General features: G+C 37.8%; 19 protein-coding genes. 6 read left to right on the forward strand and 13 right to left on the reverse strand.

All coding sequences use genetic code 11. The features are described from left to right. Nucleotides 1-52: 52 nt before the first annotated feature. From DX873_RS08335 to DX873_RS08395, 13 genes are all read right to left on the reverse strand, one after another. Complete coding sequence (locus DX873_RS08335; RefSeq protein ID WP_116184000.1) at nt 53-871, reverse strand: helix-turn-helix domain-containing protein; 819 nt, start codon at nt 869-871, stop codon at nt 53-55. A 140-nt stretch (nt 872-1,011) separates the two neighbouring features. Beyond that, entirely contained in the window at nt 1,012-1,485 is a 474-nt protein-coding gene (locus tag DX873_RS08340) for a DUF1572 family protein (RefSeq protein ID WP_116184001.1), read from the reverse strand. 44 nt (nt 1,486-1,529) lie between these two features. Beyond that, nucleotides 1,530-2,021 (reverse strand): hypothetical protein, encoded by a 492-nt coding sequence (locus DX873_RS08345; RefSeq protein WP_116184002.1) that lies wholly within the window; start codon nt 2,019-2,021, stop codon nt 1,530-1,532. Between the two features lie 17 nt (nt 2,022-2,038). Next, the gene (locus DX873_RS08350) at nt 2,039-2,545 is read right to left on the reverse strand and encodes a nuclear transport factor 2 family protein (protein WP_147296629.1); all 507 of its coding nucleotides are present in this window, start codon (nt 2,543-2,545) and stop codon (nt 2,039-2,041) included. A gap of 226 nt (nt 2,546-2,771) precedes the next feature. Beyond that, nucleotides 2,772-3,539, reverse strand: a complete 768-nt coding sequence (locus DX873_RS08355) for a hypothetical protein (RefSeq protein WP_147296630.1) — start codon at nt 3,537-3,539, stop codon at nt 2,772-2,774. 364 nt (nt 3,540-3,903) lie between these two features. Then, the gene (locus tag DX873_RS08360) at nt 3,904-4,719 is read right to left on the reverse strand and encodes a PhzF family phenazine biosynthesis protein (RefSeq protein WP_116184005.1); all 816 of its coding nucleotides are present in this window, start codon (nt 4,717-4,719) and stop codon (nt 3,904-3,906) included. Between the two features lie 7 nt (nt 4,720-4,726). Then, on the reverse strand, nt 4,727-5,176 hold the full coding sequence (locus tag DX873_RS08365; RefSeq protein WP_116184006.1) for a DUF1572 family protein: 450 nt from the start codon (nt 5,174-5,176) through the stop codon (nt 4,727-4,729). Nucleotides 5,177-5,312: 136 nt separating this feature from the next. Then, complete coding sequence (locus DX873_RS08370; protein ID WP_232520882.1) at nt 5,313-5,612, reverse strand: hypothetical protein; 300 nt, start codon at nt 5,610-5,612, stop codon at nt 5,313-5,315. A gap of 350 nt (nt 5,613-5,962) precedes the next feature. Then, a complete protein-coding gene (locus tag DX873_RS08375) occupies nt 5,963-6,586 on the reverse strand; it encodes an FMN-dependent NADH-azoreductase (protein ID WP_116184008.1) in 624 nt (207 codons plus the stop codon). Between the two features lie 63 nt (nt 6,587-6,649). Continuing rightward, on the reverse strand, nt 6,650-7,231 hold the full coding sequence (locus DX873_RS08380) for a Crp/Fnr family transcriptional regulator (protein ID WP_116184009.1): 582 nt from the start codon (nt 7,229-7,231) through the stop codon (nt 6,650-6,652). 192 nt (nt 7,232-7,423) lie between these two features. Continuing rightward, nucleotides 7,424-7,954: a hypothetical protein gene (locus tag DX873_RS08385; protein WP_147296631.1), complete on the reverse strand. Its 531-nt coding sequence runs from the start codon at nt 7,952-7,954 to the stop codon at nt 7,424-7,426. 270 nt (nt 7,955-8,224) lie between these two features. Further along, nucleotides 8,225-9,079: an alpha/beta hydrolase family protein gene (locus DX873_RS08390; protein WP_198412972.1), complete on the reverse strand. Its 855-nt coding sequence runs from the start codon at nt 9,077-9,079 to the stop codon at nt 8,225-8,227. 115 nt (nt 9,080-9,194) lie between these two features. Further along, entirely contained in the window at nt 9,195-9,434 is a 240-nt protein-coding gene (locus tag DX873_RS08395; RefSeq protein WP_116184011.1) for a helix-turn-helix domain-containing protein, read from the reverse strand. A gap of 97 nt (nt 9,435-9,531) precedes the next feature. On the opposite strand from DX873_RS08395, the gene DX873_RS08400 reads away from it, so the two are divergent. The 6 genes from DX873_RS08400 to DX873_RS08425 all read left to right on the forward strand — a co-directional run bounded on the left by DX873_RS08400 (nt 9,532) and on the right by DX873_RS08425 (nt 14,035). Beyond that, entirely contained in the window at nt 9,532-9,984 is a 453-nt protein-coding gene (locus DX873_RS08400; protein WP_116184012.1) for a hypothetical protein, read from the forward strand. Between the two features lie 77 nt (nt 9,985-10,061). Then, entirely contained in the window at nt 10,062-10,826 is a 765-nt protein-coding gene (locus DX873_RS08405) for a hypothetical protein (RefSeq protein WP_147296632.1), read from the forward strand. Nucleotides 10,827-10,890: 64 nt separating this feature from the next. Then, on the forward strand, nt 10,891-11,199 hold the full coding sequence (locus DX873_RS08410; RefSeq protein WP_116184014.1) for a helix-turn-helix domain-containing protein: 309 nt from the start codon (nt 10,891-10,893) through the stop codon (nt 11,197-11,199). Between the two features lie 86 nt (nt 11,200-11,285). Further along, complete coding sequence (locus DX873_RS08415) at nt 11,286-12,542, forward strand: hypothetical protein (protein ID WP_116184015.1); 1,257 nt, start codon at nt 11,286-11,288, stop codon at nt 12,540-12,542. Then, nucleotides 12,523-13,623 (forward strand): serine hydrolase domain-containing protein, encoded by a 1,101-nt coding sequence (locus tag DX873_RS08420; RefSeq protein WP_116184016.1) that lies wholly within the window; start codon nt 12,523-12,525, stop codon nt 13,621-13,623. The genes DX873_RS08415 and DX873_RS08420 overlap by 20 nt, the downstream gene beginning before the upstream one ends. A gap of 184 nt (nt 13,624-13,807) precedes the next feature. After that, the gene (locus DX873_RS08425; RefSeq protein ID WP_116184017.1) at nt 13,808-14,035 is read left to right on the forward strand and encodes a hypothetical protein; all 228 of its coding nucleotides are present in this window, start codon (nt 13,808-13,810) and stop codon (nt 14,033-14,035) included. Nucleotides 14,036-14,362: the final 327 nt, after the last annotated feature.

Consider the following 14,362-nt stretch of genomic DNA (forward strand, 5'->3'; position numbering starts at 1 on the left):
AAGATTTTAGCTACAAAACTACCGTGTGTTGATTCGTAGAAATTGTATGAGATTAACATTTCTCGTCTTTCTTCATCCTTTTTCTGTAGGAACTGGGATTCATATTAAAATGGGATCTAAAAACGCGGTTAAAATGGCTTTGGTCCGAAAATCCTGCTTGATACGCAATCTCTGTCAAGGAATTGGAAGGGTCCAATAAGAGTGGAAGGGTGTTTTTAAGCTTATTTTGCCTTATATACTCTCCTAGGCCCATGGAAAGGTATTTTGATGCAGCTCTTGAGATGTGTACGGGATGCACCTTTAACTGCTCAGATAAATAAGCCAAGCTTAAATCCGAACTGTCATAATGCAATAGCTCTTTTAACTCATCCACCCATTTGGGATACTTTTGGGTCTGCGTAGATCTAAGCTGACTCAAAGTTTCACAAATCTGAACCAACAAGACCTCAACAGACACTTTACTGAATTCATCTTCAAGCAAGAACTCGCGATACAGTTTTGCAAATAGAAAATGTACCTGTGGATGTTGAATGAGTTGGCTACCTTCAAGTAGATTTAACGATATTTCATTTTGCTCCAGCCAGCTCTTTTCAAATTCCAGATGGAAACCACCAGCATGGGTAGAGTGTTTAGAACCATAATGGGGCTCCTGCCAATTGTTGAACATTAAACTACCTGATGGACACAGGGTCTTGACCTTCTTGTTGCAATCCATCATATTCCCTTGCAGCACATACATAAAATATGGGTTTTCATGGTAATGCCAATCAGTCTGGGGGCCAACATAAGAATATTGCGACAACAGTACTCCCGAATAGGTGGTTTCGGAATTTTGTTTACCGTAATATTCTCCTTTGGTCAGGATTTTCATTTTTTGTGTGCTTTAGCCTAAGCTGAGAATATGGGCGGTATGGCCCATTAATCTTAAATATGGGAAAATTTTCTCAAATCATCTAAAAAACAGCTATGCTGGGTAGAACAACAAGAACCGATTTTTCAAGGTTTGGGTATTTAATTGTTTGGCATTAGCATCTTTTTCAGCAATACAATTTGTCCAAGATGGTAGTAACTGTGTTCTATCAAACCATCTATATTTCTTTGATACGTACCATATTTTTCATCCACAAAACTTTGATCGAGCTTTTCATCAGGTAGTTGCTCAATTAACTTGGCCAGACTTTCAGCATCCTCCCAAAATTTGGTCAGAAAAATTTCCCATTCGTTCTGTGATTGTATTTTGGCAAACTGAAAACTGTATTTGTCCCTTATTTCAAGATTACCTCCTTCAAATACATTTTTAATTCCTGCAATATAGTAATGGACATGGTGAGCCAATAGTGAGATTGTATTTAGCGATTTGAACTCCATAGTGGCAATTTTCCAATCCAAATTATCCAGTTGATCCCTGTAATTGGTGTTGGCCACCCAAGTACCGTTGAGTATTGTTTCCCTAAGCCGGTCTGCCAATTTTCTTGTTCTTTTCATATGCGATAGCAGTTTGGTCCATTTGCTTAATGCGAAACTATGGGCTACAAATACTCCTGAAAAACTTCTTTTAATTCTGCAATCTTTCTATTGTAGTGTTCTTGGGTTTGAATTTGTTTATCCGTTAACGAAATTGCTTTTCTTATTCCCACTATCATTTCAATATTGGGCTTCTGGAGACCCCAAGCCTTTTTAACTAAAGTATTGTTTGTTTCAGCCACCTCCTCCAATTTGTTAGTTGCATCCTCATGTTGCTCAACAGAACGCTTTAATTCATTGATATCGACTGCTGTTGTTGTTTCCTTTTTTTCTATCAAACTCCGTATTGGATGCAAAATGGTTTTTGAGTTCATGACTTCATATAACAAGACAGCATTGAGACCTGACAACTCCTGCAGGGCTTCAGCAAATTGAAGTCTCAATTCCTGACGCTTAACTTTTCTGTCAGTGTAAAATGCGTAACCCAATGATAAAATTGCTATTAGCAAGGCCGGTATATCAGTATTTAACGCCGCAAATAGATGAATTATGGTCATTGTCGTATTCTGATTTTTTATTTTTCAATTATAGAATCCTTAGGCTCAGGGTAATTCCCTATATGCCATTCCCACTCCTTGTTTTCAATCTGCAAGAATTTATCAAAATCAGTTGGACCTTTGCGTTGGTATTCACGCCAAAATTTGATTTTGCCATTTTTAAGTTCAACCACTACAACTCCAACATCTGAAGTATCTTTTCCGTAGCTAAACGTATATTCAGCCGCGCCTGACTGTGTACTTCTATTGAACCAAAGATTATGGAATTCCATTTTGTAAATACCGTCCAATTCATCAAAGTAAGGCCGTAATTGTTTGTGCCCTCTATAGTATTGAATATTTGGAGGCTCCATATATATTGCATCCTCATCAAAACTGATAAGTGCTCTTTCTGTGTTCTGGGTAGACCAACCTTCTGCTACATTTTCCATTAGCTCCATAAATGCATCCTCGGAGATGTTTTCTTCAGAGTTATTACATCCCCATGCAAGAAACAATAGCAATATAAAACTCAAATACTTCATTATCTAGCATCTATTTATATGGAACAACGAGGTCTTGGTTGTAATCCAGAAAGATTTTTTACAAATTATTAAAAAAAGAACTATGCCAGTACCTTAAGATGCAAATTTACGAGAGCGGTAATTGCAAGTTTTTAGCGTATTAACTATAAGAATTCTAAAAGGCTACAACTCATGAACATGTGACTAATCCACCTATTCTTATCCACATTGCTGTTAGCTGTATTTATTAAAACTCCACCCCAGGTGCTAAAACCAATTGAAAGAAAATTAACAGGAGAATCAGAAGTGCTATGGGAGCCCAATATATTTTTTCATCAATTCTATTTGGAGTATGTTTTACATGTTTGGTTACATTAACCGAAGACCATATCCACGGAATTGAATAAACGAAAACAATAAATGGAGTAATTGCCTGACGTATGGGAGGCACCCTAAACGGCACAATTAGTAAACCACCAACCAAAGCAGCCCCTACCGCTATAAACCGAATATATCTGAATCTTGCTTTAGGGTTATTTAAATCAACATCCTTTGGGGCAAATTCTAAAAGAAGTCTGCTAAACATAATATTGAGCATCGGTGTAGTGAAAATGCATATTAACGCTAGAGCTATAAGAAGAGGCTGACTCAAATTTAAATACCCCACAAGCGCTTCACCAACATCGGTGCTTGGGGCCAAATAGGCCACCGTTACTTGTGGGATTGATTGTACGAGTCCATGAAAAGCAAGCCACAAGACTAATAATTTCCAAATGCTTTGGGAGTTTTTAATGAAGCTGTATATTACCAAACAAATTAAGCCAATTAAGAAGATCGCCAAAGCTCCAGAGCCTTGCATCAAATACATCATGGGATGTTCTCCTTCCCAGGTATGATTATTGTGATACAGGTAGGACTCCAAGCCAAGTACTTTTTTCCCCAGAACAAGAAATACTTCTTGTAGAAAAAAAATTAGATTGTATGTTAAAGCATACAGCACGGCAGAATTGACCAAGGTGTTGAATGTGACTATACCTTTAGGAGCCGAAACTCCTTTATATTTGGTCCAGTTAATAACTCCCCAAAGTATTGGTCCTATCAATAGAGCTGCAAAAAATACTTGAACTATAATCATTTCTTGGATATCCTAATTTTAAAATAACATTTCTGATAAGACCTATAATTCAAAAATTAGGTTACACAAATAGCAAAATATTTGAAAGTCAGGAAATTTGCACAATGGTTTTGGCTATTATTTCTGGATGGAAAGTTTTTTACAAATTATAAAAAACCAACTATACTGGCAGGGCAAGATTGTATTTATGGGACAGGACCGTATCCCGAAAAAGCATGGCACATGCACCATGTTGGCACCAGTTTTATATTTCTAATTCTCCTTTCAAAAGGATTTGCGCTTTTCCTTTAATTGTCATTTTAAGTTCGTCAATCAATTCAACCTCCATAAATCCAGTTCGTTCGGAACATTGAAAAGAGTTCATTTTTTTCTTGTGTAACCTTTGCCCCCAATATTTGGCCAAAAATGTATGTGTTCCGCCAGTTACCGGGTCTTCATTGGTTCCGCTCCAAGGCCAAAAATATCTTGATTCAAAATCGTAGTCCGGTTTTTCCGATAAAGCAGTAACCAAAACACCATTGATTGAATCGTGTGATTTTTTTAATTTTTCAAAGTCGGGATTTAGTTTGCTCAAGACGTTACAGTCATCTATTTCAAGGAGCAGGATGTTTGTCTCTTTATTGTACTCGCTATTATTTATTTCAGTGATTCCGAGTGCTTCAAGCAATTCATTTGGTGCAATTTGATGTTCAGTTTCATAGATTGGGAATTCCATTATGATATGTTCACCATCCCTTTGAATGACCAAATCCAAATTTTGAATATTCACAAAGTGAATATTTAACATATCCGAGTCTTTGTTGAAAAGCACTTTTGAAGCAGCCAAAGTTGCATGTCCGCACAAAGGAATTTCCATTTTTGGTGAAAAAAAACGAATTGAAAATCGGTTTTGTCCGCTCAGTTGGGTTACAAATACAGTTTCGGAAAACCCAAGTTCTTTGGCAATCAAAAGCATTTCCTCATCGCCTATTTCTTGATTGAGCAAACAGACTCCTGCGGGATTTCCTTTAAAAGGCTCATCCGTGAACGAATCCACGATGTAGGTTTGAATAGTTTTCATTTAGTCCTTAGGTTTCCTCCAAAATCCTACGGTGATAATTTATTTGCCCTAAATGGTAGTTTAAATGGGAATGCAAATGAATTATGGTGAATGCCATTTCTGTTTTCTTTTCCCAAATTATAATTGGAAAGTCTTCAGTTAATCGGTCATCGTCGAGTTTACTTAATCCTTGATCAACAATTTGAATGGTTTCATCAATCCTTTTGTACAATTCCTCTCTGTCAACGAATTTGTCCGAAAACTCTAAATCCCTTTGTCTAACATATCCTATTTGGGCCAATCCGTTTCCAATGTACGTTTTTAGATTCCCAACTATATGAAGGCATAGATTACCTCCAGAGTTTTTTATTGAACGTTCAGTTTTCCACAAGGTCGTATCATCCTTGTACAGTTCAATCTCCTGTTTTAACCTCCTTAAATCCCTATAGTATAACTCTTTTATAGATTCTATTATCATTTTTTGTTTGTCGTCTTTTTAAAGTGGTGCTAACAGTCCAGGCTACAATTTCTTAGAGTTTTTACAACTATTAAAAAAGAGCTATGCTGGGTATTACAAGACACAATCTTGCGGGAGCGGGAGAATTATTGCCAAGTTACCCTACATTTTTATTTTTTAGTATTCTTTTGGCCGCCTTTTTTGCTTCATCAGTAAATTTTGAGTTTTCACCGGCTATTTCCTTCAATTCAAAAATGGTTTTATCCTTAAATTTTGATTCAAAGGATTTTATCAGGTTCTCGTTCAAAGACCTTTCATATGACCCTTCTTTTTCGGGTAGATATTTATCCATCCAATCTTTGCTCAATGCGAAGAACAAAATCAATAGGGCTAAAAAAATTGGATTTATTCCAATTCCCGAGAATCCGACTTTATAGGTCGTTATGTAAAAATCCAAAAATCCGATTAGTCCGATTATTAGGGTCAATGCATAAAATAAGAAGTAAACTTTTCTATTGAAAAAATAAAGAATCATAGATATTGTCAAACAACCAATTCCGATATAATGTTCGGTTGTGAAAATTTTATTCGTATTCAATGTAATTCCAAACGAAATCAGAACTAATACAATCGAAACAACCAGTGGTAATATGTTTAATCTAATTTTTTCCAAAATGCTGCCTAAAGATCCTGGGAATAATTTAGTTTTTCAAAGCTTTTGCAAATTATTAAAAAACCAGCTATGCAGGCACCACAAGATACCATCTTTTGGGAGCGAGGGAATTGTGGCCAATGTCGGCAACATTTTTAAAAACGTTCAATTTCTTCGTATACTTCCTTTTTAGAATTTTCAAATATTTCTCCGCCAAATTCCTCATTGTCCAATGAGATAATTGAAATGTCTTTAATCCCCATTATCCCAAATACAAACTTCAGATAAGTAGTCTGAAAATTCATATGCTCGTTTTTCTCGTTTTCTCCATAGCCTGTGTCGCCGCGGCTTGAAAGAATGAACATTTTCTTGTTTTCAAGAAGTCCAACATAATCTCCGTCTGGTTCACCTGAACGAAATTTCCAAGTTTCGTTAATTCTCATAAGTTGGTCGATGTAAGATTTTAGTCCGCTCGGAATTGACCAGTTGTACATTGGCGTTCCCAAAACATAAATATTATGTTCCTTAAACTCTTTGACCAGTTCATTGCTAAACTCAACACCCAACTGGTTTTCTTTTGTTCTATTCTCTGGTCTTACAAACGCACTCGCAATCCAATTTTCATCTATGGCAGGAATTTTCTCCAATCCAACTTCTCGGAAAGTAAAAGTGTCGTTCGGATTTTTATTCCTCCAGTTTTCTTCAAAAAGTCGTGTTAACTTTCGGCTATGCGATTTTTCGTTTCTCACACTTGCATTGATAATAAGTACTTTGTTCATTTCCTTTGATTTTGATTATGAAACAAAGTTCTGAATAGGAAAAATGAAAAAAATTGATGTAGTTTAAGATGCTTCCATTTTTTTTCGGATTCTGCTCAAGAATTCCGCAGTTATTCCCAAATAAGAGGCAATTAAATAGTTGGGAACTTTGCTGTTTATCTTTGGATAATTCTCTACAAAATCTAAATAACGTTGTTCAGCATCAAGAACATTATTTAAGATTATTCTCCTTTGTAGGCTTCCCAAATAACTTTCGAGAATAATTCTAAAAAAGCGTTCGAGTTTTGGAATTTGCCTTAACATTTCCTGAAAAGAGTCGTAGCGAATTTGCAGTAGTGTGGTTTTTTCAATGGCTTGAATGTTGTAAATAGAAGGTTTTTGTTTTTGAAAACTTTCAATATCTGTTGCCCACCAATTCTCAATTGCAAAATATAGAATTTCTTCTTTTCCTGTTTTAGAATTTATGTAAAAGGCCTTTAAAGTTCCATTGATCACAAAGTTGTCAGTTCGGCAAGTATGTCCGTTTCTCAAAAGATAATCTCCTTTTACAAGGGTTTTCTCTGTCCAAAAAGACCCCATTAAAATTTCTTCTTCGGAACTTAATTTAATGTGCTTTGAAATTGCCTTAACTAGGTGCTCGTTCATTCAAATTGGTGATAATGGTTCTCGGCCATGGTTTTGTTTCTCAGGGTTTCACAAATTATAAAAAACCAGCTATGCTAGTGCCACAAGATATAAACTTGTGGGAGCGGGGGGGGGGGGGGGGGTACAACTCGGCTATAATCCCGTTAAACTGCTGTCGGGATGGTGGATTATAGCCATTATTGCAACCATTCCTTATTTTATTTTCGCTTCGGGTGGTGGTGGTGGTATGTCGAGCATACTGAATTCCTCGAATAAAATATTATAGCGAAAAAAACCCGTCCCCATTTCCGAATTGATTTTTTTGAACTGTCTTGTTATTTCTTTTAAAACCTCTTTAGTTTTCAAAATTGAAAATTTGTCCTCAATATATAAATGTATTAATGCAGGTTTTAAGATGTCCCTATCGTGCTGGAAGTTATAATCTTTCAAACTTATGCTCTTTATTTCCTCATCTAGTCTGCTGATATGAACCATTTTATCCCAGTTTTCCGATAAGTTTTTCAACGAATCATTTTTTATGATAATCGTATTGCGATTAAAGTAGCAAGATATCACACCACTTGTCGGGCATTCCGTCCATCCAGTAAGTTTGTAAATTGTATCGTTCTGTTCGAATTCCAGTCCGATTGACTTTTCTTCACACGATAGACTTTGCATTTCTTTAATTAATTCACCAAAATCTTGAAGGGAATCCAGACTTATTGTTTCAAAGTCTGATAGCATATGGTTTTCGAGAAAACCGTTTGAAATCAATTCCGCAGTTACATGTCCCAGATCCGACTGTTGCTTTTCGACATTCAAATCGCAATTGATCAAAAACAAGTATAAAAACAATATGCAAAAAGTCGCTCTCATTAGATCTTTAGTAAGGGTCCTTGACCATGATTACTTTCCACCATTTTTACAAGTTATTAAAAAGCCAGCTATGCTGCCAATATAAGATACCGTCTTGCGGGAACGTCTATTTTTTACACCTATGCTACGTATAGTTAATTAATTCTCATTCAACCATTTTGTTGCCATATTCCACAACTCTTTTTTCTTCTTACTAAAGAATTTCATATGTCCTATATCTGTAAACCCATATTCTTTTGGTGATAGAGTCAGTATTTTTGATTTAATGTTGGGATAAACCCTGATCATATCTTTGACATTTTCATAATTGGCAATTTCATCATCCATTGCATGAATCCATAGCGAATTCAAGTTTAGCTCATTGTAAAGATGGTCCTTAATTTTAGTGTCCAAATCAACTTTCACATAACCTTTTCCGTTACACCATTTAGTCCATTCCTTTCCTACATTTTTAGGGAGCGGCTCTCCCATTCCAACCCATTGCGATTTTGTATGCCCAAAAACCAGATTACTAACAGGAATGTAGAAATTTAACCAAAAGGAAGATTTCAATCTGAAAGGGTATTTTGAATAATGCAAACTTCCCGATGAGCTACCAAAGTTGAACATTGACTTAAGCTCTGTAGCATTTTTCATAAGTCCGACTAATTGCCCACCTGCACTATGTCCGATAAGGTGATAATTTGTATTGGGGATCTCGTTTTTTAAATATTCCAATACCGCTGTCATATCTAATTTCCCCCAGTTGGCCAAGGATGCATTAGAGGAGTTTATTGAATCTCCCTTAGATTCACCAATGCCTCTGTTGTCAAAAGTTAAAGTTGCAAAACCGTTTTCTGCAAGAAAAAGAGCAAATGCCGAATAGAATTCCTTTTTTATTCCTGTAGCAGGCGCAATCATCACAGCAGATATAATCTTTTCTGGCTTAAATAACTTTCCAAAAAGCTCAAAACCATCCTCGCATTTAATTTTAATTTTTAGCTCTTCTATCAAAGTAGGTTCGTTTAATTACAGATGACTTGTTTATATGAATAAAAAATAAATCTACATACAACCAATGTAGGAATAAAACTGATGATCGAGGTTGTTTCTATATTAAATCTAGAAATCATTTTCTAAACTCAAAAAGTTCAGAAACATCTAGATTTAATGCCTTGGCAAGTAGCACCAAATTGGATATGGTGGTGTTGACCTCACCATTTTCTATGCGCCAAACTTGATTCTTGGAAAGTCCGGCAATGGCTTCCAACTTGGTTTGCGATAAATTCCGCTCTTCACGCAAAGCTCTCAGATTCATTCCAAAATCTCGGATAAACAACTTCTCTTCGCGGCTTAATTTATTTCGCATACCACCAAGATGCACTATATATAGAAATAAATCTTCCCTATATATAGGGGTAATTTTAAAATTATTTTACCTTTATATCAAACTTAACCTAAATCACATGCCAAAAAATTCAAGCCTACTTGGCACCCTTACCCATTTTCTAAACCAAAGCCCCTATACCTCGCTAGAGCTTACCTTTGCGCACCATACCGTCTGCCACCATCAAAACGGGCAGTTCCTTAACCGGCTGCATAAACAACAAAGTCGTTTGCTCATCCACAAACTGCCCAACATTGCATTGGCCCAAATGGTAGTAGTAGATAACCTGTTGTTCAATTTTTCCTTTAGCTTTCACAGGCCCACCAACCAAGAACAATACCGCGGTACTATGCTGCAACTGCCGCGCCCCTTAGATCAGGGGCATATGGAGATAACCGGTACACAGCTTGTTCTATCCTTTAGGATAGATGCTCCGGACCCGGCCCTTTCCGTGAACATAACACAGACCTACTTTGGCTCCTTTAGCTTGGAAAAGTTTTATGTACCGCAGCCCGTACTTGGAGAGTTGTAAACCCTATTTTAATAATCCATATTTTAGCTGGACCTGGTCTGCCACGGTGGATCATATACCAAAATACGATCAACTACGTGTCTTCACCACCCAACATAGATGCAACGGCTCTGCTCGGACTAGGGTTCTCAGCTATTGGGCTGTTCCTCTCCCTCTTTTTTCTTTTGCGTAGAAAATTTAAGGACGATGGATACTTTTGGGGTTACCTCATCATTTTTTTGATTGCCCTGGAGTTGGGGTTCAAAACCATGGTACATAGCAGACTCTTTTTGCAATTTCCCTTCTTTTTTGCCCCAGGCCGGTTTTATAACCTATTGCTCTATCCCACATTTTTGATGTTTATTCTATCCATCTCCCAAAAAAGACCTTTGTCCAACAAATGGAAATGGATGCTCATGGCCCCCTTACTGGGCTATGCCCTCTACCAATTTGGAAAGCTGTTCTTTATGTCCTCAGAAACCAAACTAACGATTCTGCACAGTTTTTACCAGGATAACAGACCCGGTCCTTTCAACTATTGGAGTAATCTGGGTACCCTACTCAAGACCGTGATTGTTCCCTTGCTTTTTTTGGTTCCGATTGCCTATTATTTTCTAGGATTTCTGAGAAATTCTAAAAGCAGACCGGACAAGACCCTGACCTTGCTCCTAAGTACGAGTATTTTGGCGTATTCTCTGTTTACGCTCACTTCCAATTCCATATATCGATGGTTGTTCGGCACCACCCAAATATCCATGATAGAATGGCCCGTGGATATTGTTTTTTTGAGTTTTATGGCAGCCTTGTTCTGTATGGTCATTCTTTTGGTCAACACCGGAAGCTCCTTTTTTTCCACCGGTTAAATATGCCACAAGCGCTCTTAATCCAAAGGATTATCGGCAGATTTTAAGTCGCACCGAAGCCTTGATGCAATCTGAACGGCTCTATCTACAGAAATCCATCAACATTGGCGTGCTGGCCAAAAAGTTAGATACCAATTCCAAATACATTTCGCAGGCCATCAACCACGAACTGGGGAAATCGTTTACCGACTTTTTGAACGGGTATCGTGTGGAGGAGGCCAAAAAACAACTACTCGATCAAAAAAACAACAACCTCACTCTGGAAGCCATTGGAACCATGGCTGGCTTTGGAAGTAAGTCCGCCTTCTTCGGAGCTTTCAAAAAGCACACGGGACAAACTCCCTCTCAATTCCTTGAGGAGAACAAAAAGTAGGTCCCGATTCAGGAATTGAATCCAGATTCCCCTCGGGAAAATGCCATTTTTGGACGGTCCGTCCAATATTTGCCCAAAAATCCATCATGAAGAAATTCATCATTTTCACTATACTTTTGGCCTGCTTTGGCTGTCAACAGAAAGATTCGGAGCAACCTAAATCCGAGAGGAAATACAACATTATTGAATATTATTCCACCCTCCCCCTTCGGGAATCACCCTATGCTGATTTCAGAGGGGTGGTCCGGCTTACAAAGGAAGAAGTCCGTGAGCGCAACCATTATGAGTTTGCGTACGACCAAGACTTTAGGCTCTTGAGGGTTTCCTTCAAGTTGGGCGATACCTTGGTTAATCCCAACCATACGGCCAATTACTTTTTCACTTCTCCCCAACAGCGATTTACCTATGAGGACAACAAAGAAATCCGCACATTTTTTGACCGTTTTGGAAATCAGGTTGAACAACGAAATGCATACAAGGAAATTTACCTGAAGGATGATTTGGGTCGATACACCTCACTATATTTTGAAGACGAAGCAGGCAATCGAATAGAAAACAGTTGGGGCATTTACGAATACACTTGGAAACTGGAAAATGATGGTTCCGTAATTGAGAACCGTGTAGATCAAGAGGGAAATCCGGTTTCGCTCCGCCCTGGTTTTGAGTTTTATAAAATCCGATTGTGCTACAACCAAAATGGTCTACTTGCCTTGATGCAAAATGTAGATGATGAAGGAAGTTTAGTCGAAAACAACAGCGGCGTGGCCCAAGACAAACTGCATTTTGACAAATTGGGGCGATGGTACGGTTGGACGGTCCTGGATGCCCAACACAATGTAAAACGGGGCAATGGACCCAATGTGGCCAAGGGCATCAACTCCACAGACCAATTTGGCTACGAGCGCTCAATTAGGTATGAAGATGTGGACGGGACCCCAATCCAAAACTCCTATGGTTTTTGGGGAAGTAAAAGATTTTATGACAAGCGCGGAAATTATGCTTATACCCAATTCCTGGACAAGGACGGAAATCCCGGCATCAATGAAAATGCAGGTTACAGTATTGCAAAATACACTTGGAATGCTTCGGGTAAAAACAGGACCCGGGTTGACCTTCTGGGATTGGACAACGAACCGGTACTCCACAAAACCCGAGGGTATGCTTCCATAAAACAGGAATACAATGGGGACGGAAATCTCATTAAAACCTCATACCTGGGGTTGAAGGGTGAGTTGGTCAACCGCACGGACAATGGAACCGCCTACATAACCTATTTCTATGATGAGAACAAAAAATTGATCAACCGCAAAAGATTTGACAAGGATGATACTGAAATTGACTAAACATTCACCTTGGGTAAAAGCTCTACTTCCAATTATTGCCTGTGTATTTGTTGGAAGATCTCAAGAGCTTCCAAAAGAGATCGATTCATTTGTTCAAGGGTTTGAAGAGAAACAAGAGTTCAATGGAACCATATTGGTAGCTAAAAATGGGCAGGTCTTGTTCCAAAAAGGTTATGGGTTTTCCAATGTTGCGGACAAAACAGAAAATGAAGTAGCAACCAAATTTTCCATAGGCTCTTTGACAAAATCCTTTATGGCCTGTGCCATCATGCAACAGATTGAAAAAGGGACATTGGACCTTCATGCTCCCATTAGAAATTACATTCCAGAACTACGGGATGACCTCGGCAAACTCACATTACATCATTTACTGAAAAATTCCAGTGGCTTGCCCGTCCACCTCAACCGACTGACCACATTGGAATATCGAGATATCAGCTCTAAAGAGCTGATTCAATTATATAATGAAAAAGCAGAGCTTTCCATGGAGCCTGGCAGTTCGTACAGCTATTCAAACCTGAACTATCAACTGGCTGCCCTGGTTCTTGAAAAGGTAAGCGGCATTAGCTATGAGCAATATATGAACGATAAGATATTCAAACCTCTGAAGATGCATTCTTCGGGAATTGAAAGGACACATAAATTTCCTTCGGACAAAGCAAAAGGGCATCAAGTAGAAAATGGAGAAATCATTCCAGCCCAACGAAACTTTATGGCCTATGCCAAAGGGGGCGGGGATATGTACACCACAGTCCTTGACCTCTTGAAATGGGATCAGGCTTTGTATACTGATGATTTTATTTCCGAAGAGGCAAAAGAAAAGCTTTTTGATGGCACTCCCGGTATTTACGGAGGTTATGGATATGGCTTTAAAATCAAGTACTACAAAAGGCATTCAGACAGCAGGCCAGAAGGTAAATTGGTCCGGCATGGGGGTTCCATGTACGGATATGTCTGTAATCTGCATCGTTATATTGATGACGAAATAACCATCATCATCTTGGGAAACATCAGGCCATATCCCATTATGGAAATCACAGAAGGAATTGAATCCATCTTGTTTAAATACCATTATTTGTAAAAGATCACGGGAACTTAAAAAAGATCAATTGTTTGTAAATCAATCCGGACACCATTAAATATGGGGTTCGAGCGCACTTTTTGTTCTTAATATTTTCATAAATATGAAAATCGAATACCCACATAGGCATAAAATATGAAACTAACTCTTATATTTAGCCAATCTAGATTAATTTTAAACAAAAATGACCCAAGAATTACTTGCCAAGGCAGAGGAGTTTGAAAACAGGACTTTGAGCCATATGTCCACTAGCGACAGGGTAGCAGCTTCAAGAGAGGCTAAACAACTTATACTTTCCATCAACGAGATATATAAAGAGACCAAGGATTCTTCCTTAATGGATATCATGAAGCGTCTTACCGAAAAGAAGAAAAAGATTGAGAAAAGACTTAAGGGAACTCCTTTGGTCTAACTTTAAAAGCTTATTGTTTGATTTTGAAATAATTAGCTTAATTCTTTTTTTGGAAATTACCGAATAATCCCCTTAAGGGGATTTTTTTAGTCTCCTGTTTTTACCATTTACAAAACATTAGGTACCAATTATGTCCATTTTGCAACCATGGATGAAGTTGTGTATTGTGGACATCATATATTATGTACTTTCGGAGTGTAGAAAATCACCACAACCTGAACAAAGCTATATCAAAATGAACACTGTAGAAGATAAATTGGGCTTACTGTTTTGGTATTTCGTTTTTGCGATTTCCGTTTGTTGCCTGATCAACAGCCTGTACCAATA

Origin of the sequence: Flagellimonas nanhaiensis, assembly GCF_003382275.1 — a bacterium.
GTDB classification, from domain to species: domain Bacteria; phylum Bacteroidota; class Bacteroidia; order Flavobacteriales; family Flavobacteriaceae; genus Flagellimonas; species Flagellimonas nanhaiensis.

Coding starts and splice junctions, on each gene's coding strand:
- DX873_RS08415 (WP_116184015.1), top strand. CDS start 11,286: ATGAAGAAATTCATCATTTTCACTATACTTTTGGCCTGCTTTGGCTGT.
- DX873_RS08410 (WP_116184014.1), top strand. CDS start 10,891: ATGCAATCTGAACGGCTCTATCTACAGAAATCCATCAACATTGGCGTG.
- DX873_RS08365 (WP_116184006.1), bottom strand. CDS start 5,176: ATGATAATAGAATCTATAAAAGAGTTATACTATAGGGATTTAAGGAGG.
- DX873_RS08335 (WP_116184000.1), bottom strand. CDS start 871: ATGAAAATCCTGACCAAAGGAGAATATTACGGTAAACAAAATTCCGAA.
- DX873_RS08375 (WP_116184008.1), bottom strand. CDS start 6,586: ATGAACAAAGTACTTATTATCAATGCAAGTGTGAGAAACGAAAAATCG.
- DX873_RS08420 (WP_116184016.1), top strand. CDS start 12,523: ATGATACTGAAATTGACTAAACATTCACCTTGGGTAAAAGCTCTACTT.
- DX873_RS08400 (WP_116184012.1), top strand. CDS start 9,532: ATGCCAAAAAATTCAAGCCTACTTGGCACCCTTACCCATTTTCTAAAC.
- DX873_RS08395 (WP_116184011.1), bottom strand. CDS start 9,434: ATGCGAAATAAATTAAGCCGCGAAGAGAAGTTGTTTATCCGAGATTTT.
- DX873_RS08380 (WP_116184009.1), bottom strand. CDS start 7,231: ATGAACGAGCACCTAGTTAAGGCAATTTCAAAGCACATTAAATTAAGT.
- DX873_RS08340 (WP_116184001.1), bottom strand. CDS start 1,485: ATGAAAAGAACAAGAAAATTGGCAGACCGGCTTAGGGAAACAATACTC.
- DX873_RS08425 (WP_116184017.1), top strand. CDS start 13,808: ATGACCCAAGAATTACTTGCCAAGGCAGAGGAGTTTGAAAACAGGACT.
- DX873_RS08350 (WP_147296629.1), bottom strand. CDS start 2,545: ATGAAGTATTTGAGTTTTATATTGCTATTGTTTCTTGCATGGGGATGT.
- DX873_RS08360 (WP_116184005.1), bottom strand. CDS start 4,719: ATGAAAACTATTCAAACCTACATCGTGGATTCGTTCACGGATGAGCCT.
- DX873_RS08345 (WP_116184002.1), bottom strand. CDS start 2,021: ATGACCATAATTCATCTATTTGCGGCGTTAAATACTGATATACCGGCC.
- DX873_RS08385 (WP_147296631.1), bottom strand. CDS start 7,954: ATGCTATCAGACTTTGAAACAATAAGTCTGGATTCCCTTCAAGATTTT.